Origin of the sequence: Aeromonas sp. 55A, from assembly GCF_051919665.1 — a bacterium.
Taxonomy (GTDB): domain Bacteria; phylum Pseudomonadota; class Gammaproteobacteria; order Enterobacterales; family Aeromonadaceae; genus Aeromonas; species Aeromonas veronii.
Map to the genome: position 1 here is coordinate 1287654 of NZ_JBQBEH010000008.1, position 20232 is coordinate 1307885.

Sequence of the window (20232 nt, forward strand, 5' to 3'; positions counted from 1 at the left end):
GACTCGTTGCCGGCACGCTCAACTGGCGCGCACGGGGCGGCTCGTCAGACAAATGTCTGCCGTCGAGCTAACCTGCATGGTTGGGTCAGATCAGGGGTCAGAACACCGCATCCCGTCCCCGCAGGGGGGATCAGGAGTGGGGAGACGTGAACCCCGAGGGTCGAGGTTTGGGCTCTTCGGTCATACGATATCCTCCGAGTGGGGTGGAGAGAGGGCCGGACGAACCATGGACAGCGATACACACTGTCGTTGGCAGGCATGGCCGCGAGTCTGCATTATCAGCGGACCAATCCGGTGATCCCGCAACTAGAGCGGCATCACCCATAAAGAAAATCAGGATTACGACAGTTTGAAATAACTGGATGCGGGCAGGAAATAGTATCAGTGATATCTGGCGGGTAAGAACATCGGAGAAAACCACGCCTATAGAAATATTACAGCGCGACCCTTGCCACCGCCGAAATATATTAATCAATCACATCATTTATTTTAATGTGCAACCTGCCATATCGAAAACCAAATAGTTTTCAATATGAGATTATCCATCTTGTTATTTTACGCTTGATCCCTTCCCGACCACGGCACGGATGCATGGTTCCGACGCTGTGACGGCCCTGACGGGCAGTACCGGGATGCATGATGAAGCGTTCAATTGCAGGGGTCGCGAGGCGCGCATGGCTCGCAGATGAGCGGAACGATCCAGATTTACAACCGTAATCCCTGATGAAGGCGGGATAAAGAGGTTGTGAGAGTCGATGCTGACTCATATAGATGCTGCACTCTATGCTTGTGATTCGAGCAATCAGAGTGAGAGAGAAGATAAAATATTCGGCCTCAGCTCTGGTAAACCCGCATCGCGATTTGCAATCGGCTACAACTGTCGCAGTCCATAATATTTACCTGTCTATTGATAACACGCAGAGATTCTAACCAAAAGGATCTTCTGGCGCAAAGTTTAATTCTATTTTTTTATCCTGTAATTTCCTGGAAATATAATAACTATTCCTATTAGGAAAAGATTCGATAACTCATGATGTTGGCAAATCAGGTCTGCACCACCATCCGATCACGCTGACCATAGAAAACGGGAGGCCTGGCCTCCCGTTCTTCTCGAATCCCATCTCTAGCCGCAGCATCACTGCGCCGGCTGGGAAACCCCTTCCAGATGGATTTCAACCCGACGATCCGGTGCCAGACAGGCAATCAGCTCCTGTTTGGAACGGCTGGCGCAGTTGTTGCCAGTAACCGGATTGGCCTTGCCACGCCCTTCGACCCGCACCTTGTCAGCATACAAGCCTTTGGCTACCAGATAGCTGGCCACGCTCTGGGCCCGCTTCTCGGAGAGGGCCAGGTTGTAGTTGTCGGAGCCGATGCGGTCGGTATAACCGACCACGGTCGCGACGCCATCCTTCGGATTGGCCGCCACAATCTGGCTGAACAGGGCATCGAGCGCCTGATTGGCAGCCGGTTTCAGGGTCGCCTTGTTGAACTCGAACAGCACATCGGAACTAAGGCTGAAGGTCTTGGGCTCCACCACCACAGCCGGGGCAGGCTCGGCTGCCGGAGCTGGCGCCGGCACAGCAACCTCACCACCTTGCTGACCGAAACGATAGAGCATGCCGAACGAGATCAGGCCGTTATCCAGCTCGATGCCTGAGCGATCGAGAGAGGCATCTCCCAGCGGCGTAGTGTACTGGTACTCCAGACGGGCGGCCCAGTCACGATCGATGGCGTACTCGGCACCCAGCGCCCCGACAAATGCGGCGCCATGCTTTTTACCGGTCTCGCTGCTATTGGCGAAGCTGATCTCGCTATCCGTCCAGGCATAGGCACCGCCGAGCCGGCCATAAAGATCGAGCACATTCGTTGCCGGGAAGCTGATCTTCATGGTGGCCTGAATCATCTGGCTCTTGGCTTCGGTATTGAGGGTATTGGCGCCGGTGCCCGAGGTGGTGTCGTATTTGCCAAGCCAGTCATAACCCAGCTCGAACCCCAGGTTGGGGTTGAGCTGGTAACCGGCGAACAGACCCAGACCCAGATCATCCGTGTTCTCGCTGGTATTACCCAACGTCTGGGCAATCGACTCGGCATACTGGTTGTGGTCAACGCCATAGTAATTGGACCAACCGGCCTTGCCACCGACATACCAGGTATTGTCCTGAGCAGCGGCCTGCACGGCTCCGGCCGCCAGCAAACCACTGACCAATACGGCAAGCATGGATTTATTCATATTTTCGCCTCTGCAATAAGTCGTTATGGGCGCCTGAGTGCGCACTCTTCCCTGTGTGAAGCCGTCAGGCGGCCTCTCCGCTATTCAGGGTATCCCATCCGAACGCAGCCTCAAATGACCAGCATCTCAGGAGTGTGAAGCGGCCTGCATTATCGCGCCATCGTCGGCCAAAATGGTCTTTGCCAGCATTCTGGCCTGCTCCAACGCCAGTGGCTGCTGATAGCTGTGAGCCATCACGATCGCCCCCTCCAGCAACAGGCAAAGCTCGGTGGCCTGTGCCAGAGAACAGTTGAGCTGGTTTATCACCCAGCCCAATAACGCCTGCTTGTGGGCCATCACCAGCTTGCGCACCGGATGGCGTGGGTCGGCAAACTCGGCGCTGGCGTTGATAAAGTTGCAGCCATAGAAATCAGAGCGGCCAAACCACGCCGCGAAACCATCGAACAGCGCCTGGAGGCGAGCTTCACGTCCGCTCACACCGGCCAGCCGCTGGTCAAGCAAGGCGAAGAACTCCCGGTCACGAGCGAGCAGCACCTCCTCAATCAAGGCATCCTTGGTCGGGAAGTGGCGATAGAGGGTGCGCTTGGTACTCCCCGCCTCGGCCCAGATGCGATCTATGCCGGTGGCATGAAAGCCATGACGGTTGAACAGACGGTAGGCCGTCGCCACCAGTTGTTGACGCTTCTCACTCATGATTTGCCTCTTGAAGTACACCGATCTGTCTACCTAATGTGCCTAATCAGTTCTGGCAAACCAAGAGGAAAGCATGATGACAAAATGGTATGGCCCGTTATGGGCAGGTGTGGGCGCCGCACTCACCATCGGCATATTGGGATGGCTCAATCTGAGCTGGCATGTCGCGCTAGTCATGGCACCTTTCGGGGCCAGCTGTGTGTTGTTGTTTTCCCTGCCAGATAGTCCGCTGGCGCGCCCCAAAAACGTGCTGGGTGGACACCTGCTGACGGCCTGCGTCGGACTGGTCATCGGCCTGCTTCCCCTCCCTGCTGAAATGCAGATGGCTCTGGCAACCGGGCTGGCCATCGCCCTGATGCAGGGACTGAATATTCTTCACCCTCCGGCGGGCGCCAATCCCTTGCTGATCCTGATGACAGGACAAGAGCCAGCCTTCCTGTGGCAAACGGTGCTGCCCGGCACCCTGCTGCTGATGGCACTGGCCCATGGATTTCAATGGCTCAGACAGAAGTTCCCAATTGCAGCCTAAAAACAGAGGGAGGACAACGCCTCCCTCCTGCTTCATCGCGATCCCGCCATCAACTAGCCAGGAATAGCCGGTAGGCGGGGTCGTCGCTCACCTCTTTCCAGCCGTAGCCAATCTCGCGCAGGTAGTCGTGGAAGGCTGCCACGTCTTCATCCGGCAGCTCGAAGGCGCAGAGCACGCGGCCATAGTCGGCACCGTGGTTACGGTAGTGGAACAGGCTGATGTTCCAGCGACAACCCAGTGTCTCGAGGAAGCGCATCAGGGCGCCAGGCTGCTCCGGAAACTTGAAGCTGTAGAGACGCTCACCAAGGGGCCGGGCCGGGCGGCCGCCAATCATGTAGCGCACATGATTCTTGGCCAGCTCGCTCTCGGTCATGTTGACCACTGGATAGCCGTTGCCACCGAGCTGATCGATGATCTGGCCGAGCTCTTCGTCACCGCCGGTGAGGCGCACCGAAACGAACAGCGACGCCTGTTCGGCATCGGCGTAGCGATAGTTGAACTCGGTCACCATGCGCGGCCCGAGCTGACGGCAGAAGTCGAGGAAGGCCCCCTTGCGCTCGGGGATGGTCACCGCCAGCATGCCCTCGCGCTTCTCGCCGATCTCGCAGCGCTCCGACACGTAGCGCAGGCTGTGGAAGTTGACGTTGGCGCCGGAGAGAATGGCCGCCATCCGCCCCCCTTTGACCTGCTCCCGATCGCTGTAGGCCTTGAGGCCGGCCAGCGACAGGGCGCCCGACGGCTCGGCAATGGCGCGGCAGTCGTCGAAGATGTCTTTGAGCGCGGCGCAGATCTGGTCGTTGGAGACGGTCACCACCTCGTCCAGATACTGGTTGCACAGGCGGAAGGTCTCTTCGCCGATACGCTTGACCGCCACCCCGTCCGCAAACAGCGAGACCCGCTCCAGATTGACCGGCTCGCCCGCTGCCAGCGCGGCCTTGAGGCAGGCAGAACCCTCCGCCTCCACCCCGATCACCCTCACATCCGGCAGCAGCTGCTTGATATAGACCGCCACCCCGGCGGCCAACCCACCGCCGCCCACCGGCACAAAGACGTGAGTGAGGTGGGTATCCTGCTCCAGCAACTCCTTGCCGATGGTGCCCTGCCCGGCGATCACCTCGACGTCGTCAAACGGCGGGATCAGGGTGTAACCCTCCAGCTCGGAGAGGCGGCGGCTCTCGCCGTAGGCCTCATCGAAACTGTTGCCAAACAGCATGACGTTGCCGCCCTGCCGGCGCACCGCGTCGATCTTGATGTCCGGCGTGGTCTTGGGCATCACGATGATCGCCTTGATGCCGAGCTTGGCGGCAGACAGGGCGACCCCCTGGGCGTGGTTGCCGGCGGAGGCGGCGATGACGCCGCGCGCCTTCTGCTCCTCGGTCAGGGTGGCGATCTTGTGGTAGGCGCCGCGCAGCTTGAAGGAGTGGACCGGTTGCAGGTCCTCCCGCTTCAGGCTGACGTGATTGCCGAGCCGCTCGGAAAGTTTCTTCAGGGTTTGCAGGGGGGTGACTCGCGCCGCCTCATAGACGGGGGAGAGCAGCACCTTGCGTAGATAATCCGCCGCAGAGACCATGGTTTATTCCCCCAGCATCGAACGATCGCGCACCGCACCTTTATCGGCGCTGGTGGCGAACATGGCGTAGGCGCGCAGGGCAAAGGAGACCTGACGCTGGCGATCGAGCGGCTTCCAGCCACGGGCTTCGACGGCGACGCGGCGGGCAGCCAGCACGCTGTCGGCCACCTCCAGCACCATGCTGCGGGCCGGGATATCGATATTGATGATGTCGCCATCCTCCACCAGACCGATAGTGCCGCCAGAGGCCGCCTCCGGCGAGACGTGGCCGATGGAGAGGCCCGAGGTGCCGCCGGAGAAGCGACCGTCGGTGATCAGCGCACACGCCTTGCCGAGCCCCATGGACTTCAGATAGGTGGTGGGGTAGAGCATCTCCTGCATGCCGGGGCCCCCTTTCGGGCCTTCGTAGCGGATCACCACCACTTCACCGGCCTTGACGGTGCCGTCCAGAATGCCGGCAACCGCCGTATCCTGGCTCTCGAATACCCGGGCCGGGCCACGGAAGGTGAGGTTCTCCTCATCCACCCCGGCGGTCTTGACGATGGCACCGTTCAGCGCCAGGTTGCCGGCGAGCACGGCCAGGCCCCCTTCCAGGCTGTAGGCGTTGTCCAGCGAGCGGATGCAGCCTTCGGCGCGGTCCAGATCCAGCTCGGGCCAGCGGCAATCCTGGCTGAACGCCTTGGTGGTGCGAATGCCGGCCGGGCCGGCGCGGTAGAAGTCCACCACCTCCTGGCTGGGCTGGCGGCTGACGTCGTATTCGGCCAGCAGCTCCAGCAGCGAGGTGCCCAGCACGTTGCGGGTATCGCCGTGTACCAGGCCCGCTTTTTCCAGCTGACCCAGGATGGCGACCACGCCGCCGGCGCGGTGCACGTCTTCCATGTGGTACTTCTGGGTGGAGGGCGCCACCTTGCAGAGCTGCGGCACCTTGCGGGACATGCGGTCGATGTCGGCCATGGTGAAGTCGACGCCCGCCTCCTGGGCCGCCGCCAGCAGGTGCAGCACGGTATTGGTGGAGCCGCCCATGGCGATGTCGAGCGCCATGGCATTCTCGAACGCCGCCTTGGTGGCGATGTTGCGCGGCAGCGCCGAGGCATCGTCCTGCTCATACCAACGTTTGGCCAAGGTCACGATGCGCTGGCCCGCCAGCTTGAACAGCTGCTCGCGGTCGCTGTGGGTCGCCAGCAGCGAACCGTTGCCCGGCTGGGAGAGACCGAGCGCCTCGGTCAGACAGTTCATGGAGTTAGCGGTGAACATGCCGGAGCAGGAGCCGCAGGTAGGGCAGGCACTGCGCTCCACCTGTTCGCTCTGGGCGTCGGAGACCTTGGGGTCGGCACCCTGGATCATGGCGTCCACCAGGTCCAGCTTGATGATCTGGTCGGAGAGCTTGGTCTTGCCCGCTTCCATTGGGCCGCCGGAGACGAAGATCACCGGGATGTTGATGCGCAGGGCAGCCATCAGCATCCCCGGAGTGATCTTGTCGCAGTTGGAGATACAGACCATGGCGTCGGCGCAGTGGGCGTTGACCATGTACTCCACCGAGTCGGCGATAAGCTCGCGCGATGGCAGGGAGTAGAGCATGCCGCCGTGGCCCATGGCGATGCCGTCATCCACGGCGATGGTGTTGAACTCCTTGGCGACGCCGCCAGCGGCTTCAATTTCTCGCGCCACCAGCTGGCCCAGATCCTTGAGGTGGACGTGACCCGGCACGAACTGGGTGAAGGAGTTGACCACGGCGATGATGGGCTTGCCGAAATCCTGATCGGTCATTCCGGTGGCGCGCCACAGGGCGCGGGCCCCGGCCATGTTACGTCCGTGGGTGGTGGTGGCGGATCTCAACTTCGGCATGTCTCTACTCCCTGAATGCCCAGCGGGCTCATTATCTTTGGAAATGAAAAAGTGACTCTCGGATCGGGAATCGATCCTGGTGAGGACACAGCGCAGTGCCCTGACCGGAAGCGACTCGGGGAGGCATGACGCCTCCCCTCTCTCATCAGTCGTTGACGGGTGTCAGCCAGCCCCACTTGTCTTCGGTCTGGCCGTTGAACAGGCCGAAGAAGGCGTTTTGCAGCTGCTCGGTCACCGGGCCACGGCTGCCAGCACCCACCTTCATCCGATCGACGGAGCGCACCGGGGTCACCTCGGCCGCCGTGCCGGTCATGAAGATTTCGTCTGCCACATAGAGCGCCTCTCGGGGCAGCGCCTGCTCGCGCACCTCGTAACCCAGGTCACGGGCCAGCGTCATGATGGTGTCACGGGTGATGCCGGGCAGGATGGCGGCGGTAGCGGGCGGGGTAAACAGCACACCGTTCTTCACCAGGAACAGGTTCTCCCCCGCCCCTTCGCTCAGGTAGCCGTTCACGTCCAGCGCCAACCCCTCGGCAAAGCCGTTGCGCTTGGCTTCGCGACTGATCAGCTGGGAGGAGAGATAGTTGCCGCCGGCCTTGGCGCCGGTGGGAATGGTGTTGGGAGCGAGCCGGTTCCAGGAGGTGACACACACATCCACCCCGTTTTTCAGCCCTTCCTCCCCCAGATAGGCGCCCCACGGCAGGGCAGCCACCATCAGGTCGGCCTTGGCATCCAGCGGCGGGTGCAGCCCCAGCCCCACGTTGCCGACAAAGGCCAGCGGGCGCAGGTAGCCGCTCTTCAGGCCGTTCTCGCGCACCACGGTGCGGCAGGCTTCATTCACGTCGGACTCGCTGTAGGGGACGTCCATCCAGTAGATCTTGGCGGAGTCGAACAGACGGCGGGTGTGCTCCTGCAGACGGAAGATGCAGGTGCCTTTGGGGGTATCGTAGGCGCGTACCCCCTCGAACACCGAGGAGCCGTAGTGCAGGGCGTGGCTCATCACGTGCACCTGGGCATCCTGCCAGGGCACCAGTTTGCCGTTGAACCAGATGTATTGGGGGTGAGTGGCGGATTGGGAAGGCTGTGACATTGGCTTGGCTCCTTAAGCTCTGATCCGGGGTTGCTGTTCCAGTGCATCGACCCGGGAAACGTCCACCAGCTTCACCAGCTGGCTCCACAACTGCTGGATGGGACGCACCGACTCGACAGTAACCGTGATCCGCAGCTGTTGGCAATCCTGCTCCATGTTCAGAGCGCAGAGATTGAAGCCGCGGTGGCGCACCACCCGCAGCACCCGCTCCATCACTTCGGGTCTGGGCTGGGCATGGATATGCAGGGTGTGCTGTGCAAATGCTGGCTGGGCAAGGGTGTGCGGGTTCATGGGCGTTGCTCCATCATCTGGTGGTTGGCGACTCCCGGCGGAACCAGGGGCCAGACGTTTTCTTCCTCTGAAATGGCCACATGCAGCAGATAGGCGCCGTCGTGCGCCAGCAGGCGGTCAAGCGCAGGCGCGACCTCCTCCTTGCATGTGATAGTCTCACCCGGAATGCCGAAAGCGGCAGCCAGGGCGACGAAATCGGGGTTATCGGAGAGGATGGTCTCGCTGTAGCGGCCATCGAAAAACAGCTCCTGCCACTGGCGTACCATGCCGAGGCGCTGGTTATCCAGCAGCACCATCTTCACCTTGAGCTGGGCGCGGCGGATGGTGCCGAGCTCCTGCACGTTCATCATGAAAGAACCATCACCGCTCACCAGCACCACTTCATCCTCCGGGCGCGACATCTTGGCCCCGATGGCGGCCGGCAGACCGAAGCCCATGGTGCCGAGACCGGCGCTGGAGAGGTGGTTGCGCGGACTAGTGAAGCGCATGTGCTGGGCGACCCACATCTGGTGCTGACCCACGTCGCAGGCGACCACGCTGCTCTCCGGCAACCTGGCGGAGAGCTGCTTGAGCAGCGCCGGGGCATAGATGGCATGACCAGGATGGTCGTAGCGAAAGGCATATTCGCGGGCCATGGCGGCGCAGTGTCCACGCCAGGGGACGATGTCGAGAGTCATGGCGAGGCGTGGCAACACCAGCTTGAGATCCGTGGTGATACCCACCTCGGCGGCGCGGCGCTTGCCAAACTCGGCGGCATCCACATCGAGATGGATCACCTTGGCCTCGGGAGCAAACTCCTCCAGCTTGCCGGTCACCCGATCATCGAAACGGGCGCCCACCACCAGCAGCAGATCGCACTGCTGCACCGCATAGTTGGCCGCCTTGGTGCCGTGCATGCCGAGCATGCCCAGATAAACGGTACTGTCGGGGTCGAGCGCGCCGATCCCCTTGAGAGTGGTGACCGCTGGCATGCCGGTGGCGGCGGCAAAGTCACGCAACTGCTGCTCGGCATTGGCCATGCCCACTCCGCCACCGACGTAAAGCACTGGACGCTCGGCGGCAGCCAGCAGGGTGCGGGCCGCGGCCAGATCCGAGGGGTTGAGCACCTCCGGCTCTTCCACTGCAAACAGCGGGCTCTGGGCAGGCACCGCGGCCAGTTGCACATCCTTGGGGAGATCGATCAGCACAGGGCCGGGGCGACCTTCGGTGGCGATGGCGAAAGCTTCTGCCAGCACGCGCCCCAGATCGGCGGCATCGGTCACCATGAAGGAGTGCTTGGTGCAGGAGAGGGACATGCCGAGCACGTCGACCTCCTGAAACGCATCGGTGCCGATTGCGGAACAAGGCACCTGACCGCTGATGGCCACCAACGGCACCGAATCGAGCAGCGCCTCCGCCAGACCGGTTACCAGATTGGTGGCGCCGGGGCCGGAGGTGGCGATGCAGACTCCCACCTGACCGGAGGCGCGGGCATAACCCACCGCCGCCATGGCGGCGCCCTGCTCGTGGCGACAGAGCTGATGGGCCAGACCACCGTCATACAGGGCATCGTAGACCGGCATGATGGCCCCGCCCGGGTAACCAAACACCTGGGTCACACCCTGTTTCTTGAGAGCCTGTACCAAAAACTGCGCGCCGTTCATGTGGAAAATCCTGTCCTTTGGTCGAAAAAAAACCCCCGAGCTGTGAGGCTCGGGGGTCGCTTGTTTCGTTCTGTCCGGTGGTGGGTCTATCCCTTGTTCCGTGCAGCTAAACGAGCCCCGAGCGGTGAGATAATAATCACCACTAGGACCACAATAATGCTGACGAAACGGGAGGCCATGTTCATAGTTACAACCGGAAATCCTGTGAAATTGGGGCGGTTTTTACCGCGAATGGCTATTAGAACTAGCACGGTGTTTTTTATTGGGCAAGACTTTTTTCTATGACAACCCACTGATTTTGGCTATTCCCCAGCCAGAACTCTGGAATAAAAAACCAACAAAAAGCAGTTAGTCAGAACATATATCAACTCAAGGACGGGATTTATGTCATTAGCTGTGGTTTATAGCCGTGCCAGCCTCGGGATCGCGGCCCCGCAAGTTACAGTGGAAGTTCACCTCTCCAACGGCCTGCCCGCCTTCAACATGGTCGGCCTGCCGGAAACCTCGGTGAAGGAGTCGCGGGATCGGGTGCGCAGCGCCCTGCTCAACGGCAATTTCGAGTTCCCGAGCAAACACATCACGGTCAATCTGGCCCCCGCCGATCTGCCCAAGGAGGGAGGCCGCTTCGATCTGGCTATCGCTATCGGCATTCTCGCCGCTTCCAAGCAGATACCGGCAAAATATCTGCTCGATCACGAATTTTTAGGGGAGTTGGCCCTGACAGGCGAAATTCGTCCCGTACTCGGGGTACTGCCTGCCGTACTCGCCTGCCGGGATGCGGGACGCACCCTGCTGGTACCGCGAGAGAACGGCCCGGAAGCCTCCCTCATTCAGGATGCCGAGGTGCGCACCGCCCACCAGTTGCTGGCCGTCACCGCCTGGCTGGCAGGCCAGTACGAACTGCCGCTGCCGGATCCCCAAAGCGCGGAGAGCCTGCCAGATGTGCCGGACCTGCAGGATGTGATCGGCCAGTCCCAGGCCAAGCGTGCACTGGAGATTGCCGCCGCTGGCAGCCACAACCTGCTGTTCATCGGCCCGCCCGGCACCGGCAAGAGCATGTTGGCCAGCCGATTGCCCGGCATTCTGCCGCCGCTGAACGAGCAGGAGGCGCAGCAGACCGCCGCCATCCACTCCATCGGCGGCCTCACTCCGCGCGCCGGTCACTGGCACCACAGACCCTATCGCACGCCCCACCACAGCGCCTCCGCCGTGGCGCTGGTGGGCGGTGGCAGCCACCCGCGCCCCGGCGAAATTTCGTTGGCCCACAACGGGGTGCTGTTTTTGGATGAATTGCCCGAATTCGAGCGCAAGGTGCTCGACTCCCTGCGCGAGCCGCTGGAGACGGGCCACATCACCATCAGCCGGGCCGCCCGTCAGGTGGATTTTCCCGCCCGCTTTCAGCTGGTCGGCGCCATGAACCCCAGCCCCTGCGGCCACTATGGTGACGGCCAGACCCGCTCCAGCCCGGATCAGATCTTGCGCTACCTCGGCAAGCTCTCCGGCCCCTTTCTCGACCGCTTCGATCTGACTGTGGAAGTGCCACTGCTACCCAAGGGGAGCCTGACCGGCAAGGCGGAGCGGGGGGAGTCTAGTCAGCAGATCCGCGATCGGGTACTGGCGGCGCGAGAGCGCATGCTGAGCCGTAACGGCAAGCTCAACAACCTGCTTGATAGCCGCGAGATAGAGGATATTTGCCGCTTATCGGCGCAAGATGCCGAATTTTTGGAGAATGCCATCCAGAAGCTGGGGCTCAGCATCCGGGCCTGGCATCGCATCCTGCGGGTGTCACGCACCATCGCCGATCTGGCCGGGCAACCCGCCATCGGCAAGGAGCATCTTATCGAGGCACTCGGTTATCGCGCCATGGACAGGCTGCTGTCGCGACTGCGCAGCAGCTGACAGAAGGGAAAGGGTGAGTCCAACCCCGTAACGGCTCTGAATGGTCTCGCAGGCAATCGGCTGATATTATGGCCACAGATCTGACCACTTGATGGCCCTTTATCGACAGCAAGACGGACCCGACTCATGCCCAACAAGCTGACAGAGCGACTGCGCGGCAGCCTCTCCACCCTGCTCTATTTTTTCAACACCCTCTTCTGGTTTGTCCCCATCTTCTCGCTGGGTCTGCTCAAGCTCCTGCTCCCCCTCAAGGGGTGGCGCACCCTCTGCAACTGGCTGCTCGATGGCTGTGCCAGCTGCTGGATCGGTTTCAACAATCTGATCCAGAAAACCATCATCAAAACCCCTTTCGAGGTGGTCGGAGTGGACAAAGGGCACCGGAATGAGTGGTATATGGTGATTGCCAACCATCAATCCTGGGTCGACATACTGGTACTGCAGCGGGTTTTTAACCAGAAAATCCCCTTCCTGAAGTTTTTCCTCAAGAAAGAGCTGATTTGGGTACCTTTTCTCGGTCTGGCATGGTGGGCGCTCGACTTCCCCTTCATGCGGCGATATTCCAGGAAATTTCTGGAAAAACATCCCCATCTGAAGGGAAAAGACATTGAAACGACCCGTAAGGCCTGCGCCAGGTTCCGCCACATTCCGGTGAGTGTGATGAACTTCGTCGAAGGCACCCGCTTCACCGGCAGCAAGCATCAGAAGCAGGGCTCGCCCTATCGTCATCTGCTGCTCCCGAAAGCGGGGGGCATCGCCTTTACTCTGGCCGCCATGGGTGATCAGTTGCATCAACTGGTGGATGTCACCATCGCCTATCCGGACGGCATTCCCAGCTACTGGGATTTCATGTGCGGCCGGGTCGGGCAAATCAAGGTTCAGGTCCGCTATTTGCCGATCGACCGCAAGCTGGTGGGGGATTACTTCAATGACCCCGAGTTCCAACAAGAGTTTCAACAGTGGTTGAACGGGATCTGGCACGAAAAGGACCAGACCCTGAGCCAACTGCTGGCAACCAAGGCGCAGTAAACACTCATGCTATCCCTGCTTCCCGGCCCGCTGGTGCTGATCATCAGCGCGGGCCTGACCATCCTTTTCACCGCCTTGTGCGCCAGTCTGATCCTGCTGGTGTCGCTGGCCAAACTGTTGCTGCCGATCCCGGCCTTTGGCCGCGCCTGCAGCCGGCTCAACAACCGCTTCATGCGCCTGTGGCTGGCCTGCAATGCGCTGGTGATCCGCCTCACCACCCGCATTGACTGGCAGGTGGAGGACAATACCAAGCTGCGCAAGGATGGCTGGTATCTCATCATCAGCAACCATATGAGCTGGACCGATATCGTGGTGCTCGGCCACCTGTTCCGCGATAGGCTGCCGGTGCCCAAGTTCTTCATGAAGCACGAGCTGATCTACATTCCGCTGCTGGGGCTCGCCTGCTGGGGGCTCGATATGCCCTTTATGCGTCGCTACTCACGGGAGTTTTTGCTGAAGAACCCGCACCTGCGCGGCAAGGATATCGAGACCACCCGCAACGCCTGCGAGAAGTTTCGCCACATCCCCACTACCGTCATCAACTTCGTGGAAGGAACCCGCTTCACCGAGCAGAAACGGGACGCATCACGCTCCCGCTACCGCCATCTGATGCCGCCCAAGGCGGCGGGGCTGGCCTTTACGTTGGCCGCCATGGGCGAGCAGTTCGACAGCCTGATCAACGTCACCATCCGCTATCCGGAAAACGCCGAGACCCCGTTCAAGGACTTCCTGATGGGGCGGGTAAAACGCATTCAGGTGCGGATTGAAGAGCTGCCGGTGGATGAGGCGCTGATTGGGGATTACTTCAACGACAAGCAGTTCAAACGCGGTTTTCAGGAGTGGCTAAACCAGCGCTGGCAGGAGAAAGACGAGGTGCTGGAGGGGTGGCAGAGCGGTCAGGTGCCGCTGCCGGTTGCCGCCAAATCCGGGGAGGAATCCAAAGAGAGCGCAGAAGCCAACTCGGCCAACTGATTTTCGGAAAAGACAGCAATCCCGTGGCGGCGCAGCAGGGCGGTGGTCTTGCCCTCGCCCGCCACAGAGACCCCCTCAAAGCGGCCGTTATAGATACGGCCGCTGCCACATGAGGGGCTCCCCTCTTTCAGAAGGGCAAAGCGAATGCCCTGCGTCTGACAGATTTCCAGCGCCAGCTCGGCGCCGCGATCAAACTCGGCAGTCACATCCAGTCCGCTCGCCGTCACTACCCGCTCGCCCTGCCGCTCGGCAGGAGGGCGCGGGGTTGGCAAACCGCCAGCCACTTCGGGGCAGAAGGCCAGCGCCCGCCCCTCGGCACCCAGCGCACTCAGCCAGTCGCTGACGATCCCCTTGCTCTGACCGTCGTAACGCACCGGCTGACCCAGCAGGCAGGCACTCACCAGCACCTTGTGCACGCCGGTCTCACTCATGCTTCCGCTCCGTGCATCACCTGATCGAACATCACGCAGCAGGGGCTCTCCAGCCGGTAGAGGATAGCGGGACGCTGTTTGCCAGTGCGCTTGCGGCCGGTATCCACCAGAATGTCGGCGCGATGGATCCGCTTGCGAAATGCCGCCGTATTCATGGGTGTTTGCAGGATGATTTCGAAGGCGCGCTGCACCTCGGAGAGGGTGAACTCGGGCCCCAGCAGTTGCAGCGGCAGGGTGCTGTAGCGGCTCTTGATCCGCAACCGCTCCAACCCCTTGGCGATGAGCTGGACATGGTCGAAGGCGAGGCTCAGCCCCGGCAGGTTGGCGAGCGGATGCCAGCAACCGTGGATCGCTTCCACTTCCGGATCAACCAGACAGAGATAGACCAAGGTCGTGGACCAGCCGCGGGGATCCCGCTCCAGATTGCCGAGGGTGCAGACCTGCTCGCTGTAGCAGTGACCGAGCCCCCACTCCGCCAGCAGACGGCGCTGGGCGGCATCGAGATCCCGATCCTGGGTCTCGTCGATGCGCAGCGCAGGCAGTTGCCAGCAGTGGGCAAAGGGGGGGCGATCGCGGGTCTCGAGCAGCAGCTCGAGCCGCTCCTCATGCAACCGCAGCACCACCATATCCAGACTCATTCTCAGCATGCCGATCGCCCTGCTCGCCTTCCATTAATGTTTGGTAGATAATATCACACGAATAGTATGTGCAGGAGCCAATCATGGGAACCGTCGCCAGCCTGGATATTGATGCGCAGAAGGGCTTTACCCCCCTCTGCCCGAACGAACTGCCCGTCGCGGGCGGTGATGATATTGTGGCTGCGCTCAACGCTCAGGCCACCCTCGCCACGCTGCGGATCGGCAGCAAGGACTCTCACCCCGCCAATGCCGACTGGGCCGTTTCTGACCCCGCAGGCATGCTGTTGCCGCTGGACCTGCCCAACGCCGACCTCACTTGGCCGGTGCACTGCGTACCGGGTAGCAAGGGCTTCGAGCTGCTCGACGGCCTGCCCGCTCCCATCGACTATGACTTCTTCGTCTGGAAGGGGGTCGAACCGGATCTCCACCCCTACGGCACCTGCTTCCACGACCTAGCCGAACGGCGCAGCACCGGACTCATCGAATTTCTGCAAGCCCGCAAGGTCGATACCGTACTGGTCGGCGGTCTCGCCACCGACTACTGTGTCAAAACCAGTGTGCTGCAACTGCGTCGCGCCGGTTTCCGGGTGATCGTCCATCTCGATGCCTGCCGTGGCATCGCCCCCGCGACGGTTGCCAGCGCCCACACCCAGATGATCGAGGCTGGTGCCGAACTGGCCCAGACCCTGATCGATGTACAACGCCTGCTGGACGCCTGATATGCCACCGATTCTTACCAGCCTGCTCGACACCGACGCCTGCACGTTACATATGCGGCAGGGGAGCTCCATCGTGCTCACCAGTCTGCGAGGAGCCTGATATGCCCCCAATCCTCACCAGCCTGCTCGACACCGACGCCTACAAGCTGCATATGCAGCAGGCGGTGTTCCATCGCTATCCGGATGCCGAGGTGGTGGCCGAGTTTCACAGCCGCAATGAAGAGGATCTGCTGCCCATGATGGGGCAGATCGAGGAGCAACTGCGCCTCGCCGGCTCCCTGCGACTGACCAAGCCAGAGCTCGATTTTCTGGCCGAACGTCCCTTCTTCACCCCTGACTACCTCGACCACCTGCGCCGCAAGCCGCTCGACGCCTCGCTACTCAAAGTGTTCGAGCAGGATGGCCGCATCAATGTGCGGGTCGAGGGCCCCTGGCAGGATGTGATCCTGTGGGAAATCCCGGTGCTCGCCATCATCAGCGAGATGCGCAACCGCTTCCGCTATCCCCAGTTCGGCGTCAGCCACGCGCTGGAGCGGCTCGATCAGAAGATCGACAAGCTGGAGAAGGAGCTGAGCCGCGACGAGATGAGCGAGTTCAACCTCATCGACTTCGGCACCCGCCGCCGCTTCTCTCACGCGGTACAGGATGCGGTAGTGGGTCGCCTCAAGGAGCGGCTGCCGGCGTTTCGCGGCACCAGCAACTACATGCTGGCCCAGAAGTACAAGCTGCCCGCGGTCGGCACCCAGGCCCATGAGTGGTTCCAGGCGCACCAGCAGCTCGGCTTCCCGCTGGAGCACAGCCAACGCGCCGCCCTCACCAGCTGGCTGGACGAGTTCACCGACCATCTCGGCATCGCCCTGACCGACTGCATCACCATGGATGCCTTCCTGCGCGACTTCGACTTCGAGCTGGCCAGCAGCTATCAGGGCTTGCGCCACGACTCCGGCGATCCCGTGGTGTGGGGCGAGAAGGCGATCAGCCACTATCAGCGCCTCGGCATCGACCCCACCGACAAGACCCTGGTCTTCTCCGACGGGCTCAACCTCGACAAGGCGGTGCAGCTGTTCCGTCACTTCCGTGGCCGCATCAACACCAGTTTCGGCATCGGCACCAAGCTCACCTGCGATCTGCCCGGTGTCAGCCCGATGAACATCGTCTTCAAGCTGATCGAGTGCAATGGCGGCCCGGTCGCCAAGATCTCCGACAGTCCGGGCAAGACCCTCTGTCGGGATGCGGAGTTTATCCGCAACCTCAAACAGGCGTTCCACGTCGGGGTCTAATCTTCGAGATCGCCAGAAAACAAAAAGCCCGCCGGTTCACACCGGCGGGCTTTTTTATCGACTCAAGGGGTATCAGTCTTTCTTGGCCAGCAGGAACTGCACCAGCTTGTTGAACTGCTCTTGAGAGGTGATGGATTCAATCTTCACCATGTACTTGCCGTTCACCAGGAAGGCCGGTACACCGCGAATGTTGTAGCTCTCGGTGTTGCGATCGAACTGGGAGACCATGCCGGAGACGGCGAAGCTGTCGACGGCACCGTCGAATTCTTCAGCCGGTACGCCGTTGTCCACGAAGATCTTCTTCACGTCGTCACGGCTCATCGGCGGCTGACGCTGGGTGTGGATCTTGGTGAAGATGGCCGGAGTCAGCTTGGCTTCGGCATTGAGCAGGCTGGCAACGGCATAGGCACGCTGCATCTCGGGGCCCATCTCGCGACCGAGGAAAGCAACCGGGTTCTTCTTGAGGGGCACACCCTCTGGCAACCCGGCCTTCAACTGTTCAACGATCGGTTCGAAGGTAGCGCAGTGCGGGCAGTAGTAGGAGAAAAACTCCATCACTTCCGGCTGAGCACTGCCAGTCTGTTTGACCACATCGTAGTTGACGCCTTCCTTGAACTCGGGGGCGGCGTGAACCATGGGGATCATCAGCATGGCAGCAAGGAAAAATAGAACTTTTTTCATGATGTTTCCTGTTAAGGGATCACTGTGAGGCACGCCCGGCGAACCGAAGCAGTGCCAAGCCTATTGTTTCGCCATGCTGACGTCAATGGTCAGGGCCGGAGATCGAGTCCCGCTTGCCGTGCAAGATCCCTTCTATTTCACCAGTTTGGCATCAGACTCAACGGCGGTGCCTTCAGTGCTTCCAGCTGATCGTGCAGTGTCGCTATCTGTTGACGCCAGTAGTGATCGGTATTGAACCAGGGGAAGTGACGGGGGAAGGCGGGATCTTCCCAGCGCCGTGCCAGCCACGCCATGTAGTGAACGATGCGCATCGCCCGCAGCGGCTCGATCAGCGCCAGCTCCCGCGAGTCGAACTCCATAAACTCCTCGTAGCCCGCCAGCAGGGTGTCGAGCTGGATCTGCTGCTCGTGGCGCTCGCCGCTAAGCATCATCCAGAGATCCTGAATCGCGGGGCCGGTACGGCAATCATCGAGGTCGACAAACATGGGGCCATCGCGCCACAGGATGTTGCCCGGGTGGCAATCACCATGCAGGGAGATCTGCGCCACATCGAGGGTCATGGCGTCGCTGACATGTTTGATCAGCTCGTCGAGCACCCCGAAGAATTGCTTCGCCAGCCCGCTTGGCAGCCACTCGCCAGACGCCAGCAGCTGACGCGGTTCGTGCAGCATGCTCTCCACATCGAGCCGTACCCGATGGTGGAACGGCTTGCTGGCACCGATCTGATGAATGCGGCCGAGGAAACGCCCCACCCACTCAAGCTGGTCGAGATTATCCACCTCGAACTGGCGGCCACCGACGCTCTGCCAGATGGCAAAGAGGTAGCCCTCGTGCTCCAGCAGGGTCTCGCCCGCGAAGGCGAGCGGTGCGGCGACCGGGATCTCAGCCTCTGCAAGGCGGGTGGCAAACTCGTGCTCCTCGAGGATCTGGGCCCGGCTCCAACGGCCGGGACGGTAGAACTTCACCACATAGCGGCGACGATCCTCATCCTGAAACTGGTAGACCCGGTTTTCGTAGCTGTTGAGCTCGATAAGGCCGGAGTCGAGCCGCAGGCCACTGAGATCGAGCGCATCCATGATGAGGTCGGGATTGAGGTCGGAATAGTTGAAACGCATGTCATCCACCATAAGAAAGGGGCGCCGTTGCGCCCCATTCTATCACTACTGACCGGCATTGCCGTGCTCGCTGGTGACCGGACTGGTGTCACGCCCCGCCCGCAGCCACACGCAGTTACAACCGGCTGATAAACTTGCTGCCCTGGCGCAGATTGCCCTTGCTGTCATCGGGCGCCGCCCCCTCCCGTTTCAGCACGAACTGGATATCCAGCGCCGGCCGTTTCAGGTTGTAGGGATCGACCGCCAGACTGACCGGCAAGGTGTAGATCTCGCCCGCCTTCAGGGTCACTTCACGGGGGCCGAACCACTGATACTCGGGCAAGCCCTCCACATCCAGCTGGTAGGTCTGGGACTGCAGGGTCTTGTTGAGGATCTTGAGGGTGTAGGTGTTCTCGATAAGCCCCTCGCTGTTTTCGCGGAACAGCTGGTTGCGATCCCGCAGGATATCGAGCCCCATCGGCATGATGGACATGGCGTTGTAGACAAAGACTCCCAGCATCACCGCCATCACCAAGCCGTAACCGATCAGCTTGGGCCGCGCCACATGAGTGGAGTCGTTGGCCAGCTTGTGCTCTGTGGTGTAGCTGATGAGCCCTTTCGGGTAACCCATCCGCTCCATGGTCTGGTCGCAGGCATCGACGCAGGCGCCGCAGTTGATGCACTCGTACTGCAGGCCGTCGCGGATATCGATACCGGTCGGGCAGACCTGCACGCAAAGATCGCAGTCGATACAGTCGCCCAGCCCCATCGCCTTGGGATCCGCCTTGCGGGAACGGGCGCCACGGGTCTCGCCACGCTTGGTGTCATAGCCGACGATGAAGGTGTCCTTGTCGAACATGGCGGACTGGAAGCGGGCATAGGGGCACATGTGGATACACATGATGGCACGCATCCAGCCAGCATTGCCGTAGGTAATGATGGTGAAGAAGATCACCCAGAACAGCACCCATCCGCTGGCCTGCAGGGTGAAGAGGTCCGGCACCAGTTCAGTTACATCCTGGAAGTAGGCGACGAAGGTCAGGCCGGTCACCAGCGAGATCGCCAGCCAGGCCAGATGCTTGGCTCCCTTGCGGGCCAGCTTCTCGCCGCTCCAGGGCGCCTCGTCCAGCTTGCGCCGCTTATTGGCGGGCCCTTCCAGCTTCTCTTCAAACCAGATGAACATGAAGGTCCAGACCGTCTGCGGGCAGAGATAGCCACACCAGACCCGACCGAGGAAGGTGGTAATAAAGAAGAGTCCGAAGGCGGCGATCATGAAGAGCCAGGCGAGCAGGGTCAGATCCTGCGGCCAGATGGTGGCGCCAAAGATATGGAACTGCTGGTGACCGAGGTCGAACAGCACCGCCTGTCGCCCGTCGTAACGCAGCCAGGGCAGCAGCACGAACAGCGCCACAAAGAACCAGCCCATGGCCTTGCGCATCCGCTGCCAATACCCTTTCTGGGCCCGCACATAGATGCGGTTGCCCGGGTTGAATCTGTCGTCGCTGGCTTTGAACGTATTGGGGTTGAAGGTCCCGGTTACGCCCTTGTCGGTGACGTCCTTGATATCGATTTTATCGTGGTCGGCCATTGCAAGACATCGC

18 protein-coding genes are annotated in these 20232 nt (G+C 61.2%); 6 read left to right on the forward strand and 12 right to left on the reverse strand.

Going from position 1 to position 20232, the window contains the following annotated elements; all coding sequences use genetic code 11:
- Window positions 1–1135: 1135 nt before the first annotated feature.
- The gene (gene ompA, locus ACTG2G_RS10015; protein ID WP_421231123.1) at window positions 1136–2230 is read right to left on the reverse strand and encodes a porin OmpA; all 1095 of its coding nucleotides are present in this window, start codon (window positions 2228–2230) and stop codon (window positions 1136–1138) included.
- A 126-nt stretch (window positions 2231–2356) separates the two neighbouring features.
- Window positions 2357–2923 (reverse strand): TetR/AcrR family transcriptional regulator, encoded by a 567-nt coding sequence (locus ACTG2G_RS10020; RefSeq protein ID WP_182963048.1) that lies wholly within the window; start codon window positions 2921–2923, stop codon window positions 2357–2359.
- A 76-nt stretch (window positions 2924–2999) separates the two neighbouring features.
- Here ACTG2G_RS10020 and ACTG2G_RS10025 point away from each other — a divergent pair, with 76 nt between their 5' ends.
- Window positions 3000–3452 (forward strand): HPP family protein, encoded by a 453-nt coding sequence (locus tag ACTG2G_RS10025; protein ID WP_227342965.1) that lies wholly within the window; start codon window positions 3000–3002, stop codon window positions 3450–3452.
- A 49-nt stretch (window positions 3453–3501) separates the two neighbouring features.
- Here the strand turns inward: ACTG2G_RS10025 and ilvA are convergent, their stop codons facing one another.
- From ilvA to ilvG, 5 genes are all read right to left on the reverse strand, one after another.
- On the reverse strand, window positions 3502–5022 hold the full coding sequence (gene ilvA / locus ACTG2G_RS10030; protein ID WP_439985394.1) for a threonine ammonia-lyase, biosynthetic: 1521 nt from the start codon (window positions 5020–5022) through the stop codon (window positions 3502–3504).
- A 3-nt stretch (window positions 5023–5025) separates the two neighbouring features.
- Window positions 5026–6867, reverse strand: coding sequence for a dihydroxy-acid dehydratase (ilvD, locus tag ACTG2G_RS10035; protein ID WP_113994435.1), 1842 nt, complete (start codon window positions 6865–6867; stop codon window positions 5026–5028).
- A 145-nt stretch (window positions 6868–7012) separates the two neighbouring features.
- Entirely contained in the window at window positions 7013–7957 is a 945-nt protein-coding gene (locus ACTG2G_RS10040; protein ID WP_088870379.1) for a branched-chain amino acid transaminase, read from the reverse strand.
- A gap of 12 nt (window positions 7958–7969) precedes the next feature.
- Window positions 7970–8248: an acetolactate synthase 2 small subunit gene (gene ilvM, locus ACTG2G_RS10045; RefSeq protein WP_005342011.1), complete on the reverse strand. Its 279-nt coding sequence runs from the start codon at window positions 8246–8248 to the stop codon at window positions 7970–7972.
- Window positions 8245–9891, reverse strand: coding sequence for an acetolactate synthase 2 catalytic subunit (gene ilvG, locus ACTG2G_RS10050; RefSeq protein ID WP_421386775.1), 1647 nt, complete (start codon window positions 9889–9891; stop codon window positions 8245–8247). The genes ilvM and ilvG overlap by 4 nt, the downstream gene beginning before the upstream one ends.
- A gap of 384 nt (window positions 9892–10275) precedes the next feature.
- On the opposite strand from ilvG, the gene ACTG2G_RS10055 reads away from it, so the two are divergent.
- From ACTG2G_RS10055 to ACTG2G_RS10065, 3 genes are all read left to right on the forward strand, one after another.
- Window positions 10276–11790 carry a YifB family Mg chelatase-like AAA ATPase gene (locus tag ACTG2G_RS10055; RefSeq protein WP_439985395.1) on the forward strand — a complete coding sequence of 505 codons (1515 nt, stop codon included), beginning with the start codon at window positions 10276–10278 and terminating at the stop codon, window positions 11788–11790.
- Between the two features lie 126 nt (window positions 11791–11916).
- Window positions 11917–12816, forward strand: a complete 900-nt coding sequence (locus ACTG2G_RS10060; protein WP_139742472.1) for an acyltransferase — start codon at window positions 11917–11919, stop codon at window positions 12814–12816.
- Window positions 12817–12822: 6 nt separating this feature from the next.
- Complete coding sequence (locus ACTG2G_RS10065) at window positions 12823–13788, forward strand: acyltransferase (RefSeq protein WP_201953900.1); 966 nt, start codon at window positions 12823–12825, stop codon at window positions 13786–13788.
- On the opposite strand, the gene ACTG2G_RS10070 is transcribed toward ACTG2G_RS10065, so the two are convergent.
- Window positions 13713–14219 (reverse strand): DUF523 domain-containing protein, encoded by a 507-nt coding sequence (locus tag ACTG2G_RS10070; protein WP_317103160.1) that lies wholly within the window; start codon window positions 14217–14219, stop codon window positions 13713–13715. The genes ACTG2G_RS10065 and ACTG2G_RS10070 overlap by 76 nt on opposite strands.
- Complete coding sequence (locus ACTG2G_RS10075; protein WP_201953894.1) at window positions 14216–14866, reverse strand: NUDIX hydrolase; 651 nt, start codon at window positions 14864–14866, stop codon at window positions 14216–14218. Before ACTG2G_RS10075 ends, ACTG2G_RS10070 begins: the two co-directional genes overlap by 4 nt.
- A gap of 74 nt (window positions 14867–14940) precedes the next feature.
- Between ACTG2G_RS10075 and ACTG2G_RS10080 the strand changes: the two genes are divergently transcribed.
- Both ACTG2G_RS10080 and pncB read left to right on the forward strand, forming a co-directional pair.
- Complete coding sequence (locus ACTG2G_RS10080; protein ID WP_005357452.1) at window positions 14941–15576, forward strand: nicotinamidase; 636 nt, start codon at window positions 14941–14943, stop codon at window positions 15574–15576.
- Between the two features lie 101 nt (window positions 15577–15677).
- Window positions 15678–16856, forward strand: a complete 1179-nt coding sequence (pncB, locus tag ACTG2G_RS10085) for a nicotinate phosphoribosyltransferase (protein ID WP_042062464.1) — start codon at window positions 15678–15680, stop codon at window positions 16854–16856.
- A gap of 72 nt (window positions 16857–16928) precedes the next feature.
- Here the strand turns inward: pncB and ACTG2G_RS10090 are convergent, their stop codons facing one another.
- The 3 genes from ACTG2G_RS10090 to ccoG form a co-directional block, all read right to left on the reverse strand.
- Window positions 16929–17537, reverse strand: a complete 609-nt coding sequence (locus tag ACTG2G_RS10090; protein WP_005339604.1) for a thiol:disulfide interchange protein DsbA/DsbL — start codon at window positions 17535–17537, stop codon at window positions 16929–16931.
- Window positions 17538–17674: 137 nt separating this feature from the next.
- Window positions 17675–18664, reverse strand: a complete 990-nt coding sequence (locus ACTG2G_RS10095; protein ID WP_421236315.1) for a serine/threonine protein kinase — start codon at window positions 18662–18664, stop codon at window positions 17675–17677.
- A gap of 103 nt (window positions 18665–18767) precedes the next feature.
- Window positions 18768–20219, reverse strand: a complete 1452-nt coding sequence (ccoG, locus tag ACTG2G_RS10100; protein WP_005357450.1) for a cytochrome c oxidase accessory protein CcoG — start codon at window positions 20217–20219, stop codon at window positions 18768–18770.
- Between the last annotated feature and the right edge of the window lie 13 nt (window positions 20220–20232).

Excerpts from the sequence above, each read along its gene's own strand:
- ACTG2G_RS10075 (WP_201953894.1), bottom strand. The coding sequence starts at position 14,866 with ATGCTGAGAATGAGTCTGGATATGGTGGTGCTGCGGTTGCATGAGGAG.
- ompA (WP_421231123.1), bottom strand. The coding sequence starts at position 2,230 with ATGAATAAATCCATGCTTGCCGTATTGGTCAGTGGTTTGCTGGCGGCC.
- ACTG2G_RS10020 (WP_182963048.1), bottom strand. The coding sequence starts at position 2,923 with ATGAGTGAGAAGCGTCAACAACTGGTGGCGACGGCCTACCGTCTGTTC.
- ACTG2G_RS10040 (WP_088870379.1), bottom strand. The coding sequence starts at position 7,957 with ATGTCACAGCCTTCCCAATCCGCCACTCACCCCCAATACATCTGGTTC.
- ilvG (WP_421386775.1), bottom strand. The coding sequence starts at position 9,891 with ATGAACGGCGCGCAGTTTTTGGTACAGGCTCTCAAGAAACAGGGTGTG.
- ACTG2G_RS10070 (WP_317103160.1), bottom strand. The coding sequence starts at position 14,219 with ATGAGTGAGACCGGCGTGCACAAGGTGCTGGTGAGTGCCTGCCTGCTG.
- ACTG2G_RS10095 (WP_421236315.1), bottom strand. The coding sequence starts at position 18,664 with ATGGTGGATGACATGCGTTTCAACTATTCCGACCTCAATCCCGACCTC.
- ACTG2G_RS10060 (WP_139742472.1), top strand. The coding sequence starts at position 11,917 with ATGCCCAACAAGCTGACAGAGCGACTGCGCGGCAGCCTCTCCACCCTG.
- ilvD (WP_113994435.1), bottom strand. The coding sequence starts at position 6,867 with ATGCCGAAGTTGAGATCCGCCACCACCACCCACGGACGTAACATGGCC.
- ACTG2G_RS10065 (WP_201953900.1), top strand. The coding sequence starts at position 12,823 with ATGCTATCCCTGCTTCCCGGCCCGCTGGTGCTGATCATCAGCGCGGGC.
- ACTG2G_RS10080 (WP_005357452.1), top strand. The coding sequence starts at position 14,941 with ATGGGAACCGTCGCCAGCCTGGATATTGATGCGCAGAAGGGCTTTACC.
- ilvM (WP_005342011.1), bottom strand. The coding sequence starts at position 8,248 with ATGAACCCGCACACCCTTGCCCAGCCAGCATTTGCACAGCACACCCTG.
- ACTG2G_RS10025 (WP_227342965.1), top strand. The coding sequence starts at position 3,000 with ATGACAAAATGGTATGGCCCGTTATGGGCAGGTGTGGGCGCCGCACTC.
- ccoG (WP_005357450.1), bottom strand. The coding sequence starts at position 20,219 with ATGGCCGACCACGATAAAATCGATATCAAGGACGTCACCGACAAGGGC.
- ilvA (WP_439985394.1), bottom strand. The coding sequence starts at position 5,022 with ATGGTCTCTGCGGCGGATTATCTACGCAAGGTGCTGCTCTCCCCCGTC.
- ACTG2G_RS10055 (WP_439985395.1), top strand. The coding sequence starts at position 10,276 with ATGTCATTAGCTGTGGTTTATAGCCGTGCCAGCCTCGGGATCGCGGCC.
- pncB (WP_042062464.1), top strand. The coding sequence starts at position 15,678 with ATGCCCCCAATCCTCACCAGCCTGCTCGACACCGACGCCTACAAGCTG.
- ACTG2G_RS10090 (WP_005339604.1), bottom strand. The coding sequence starts at position 17,537 with ATGAAAAAAGTTCTATTTTTCCTTGCTGCCATGCTGATGATCCCCATG.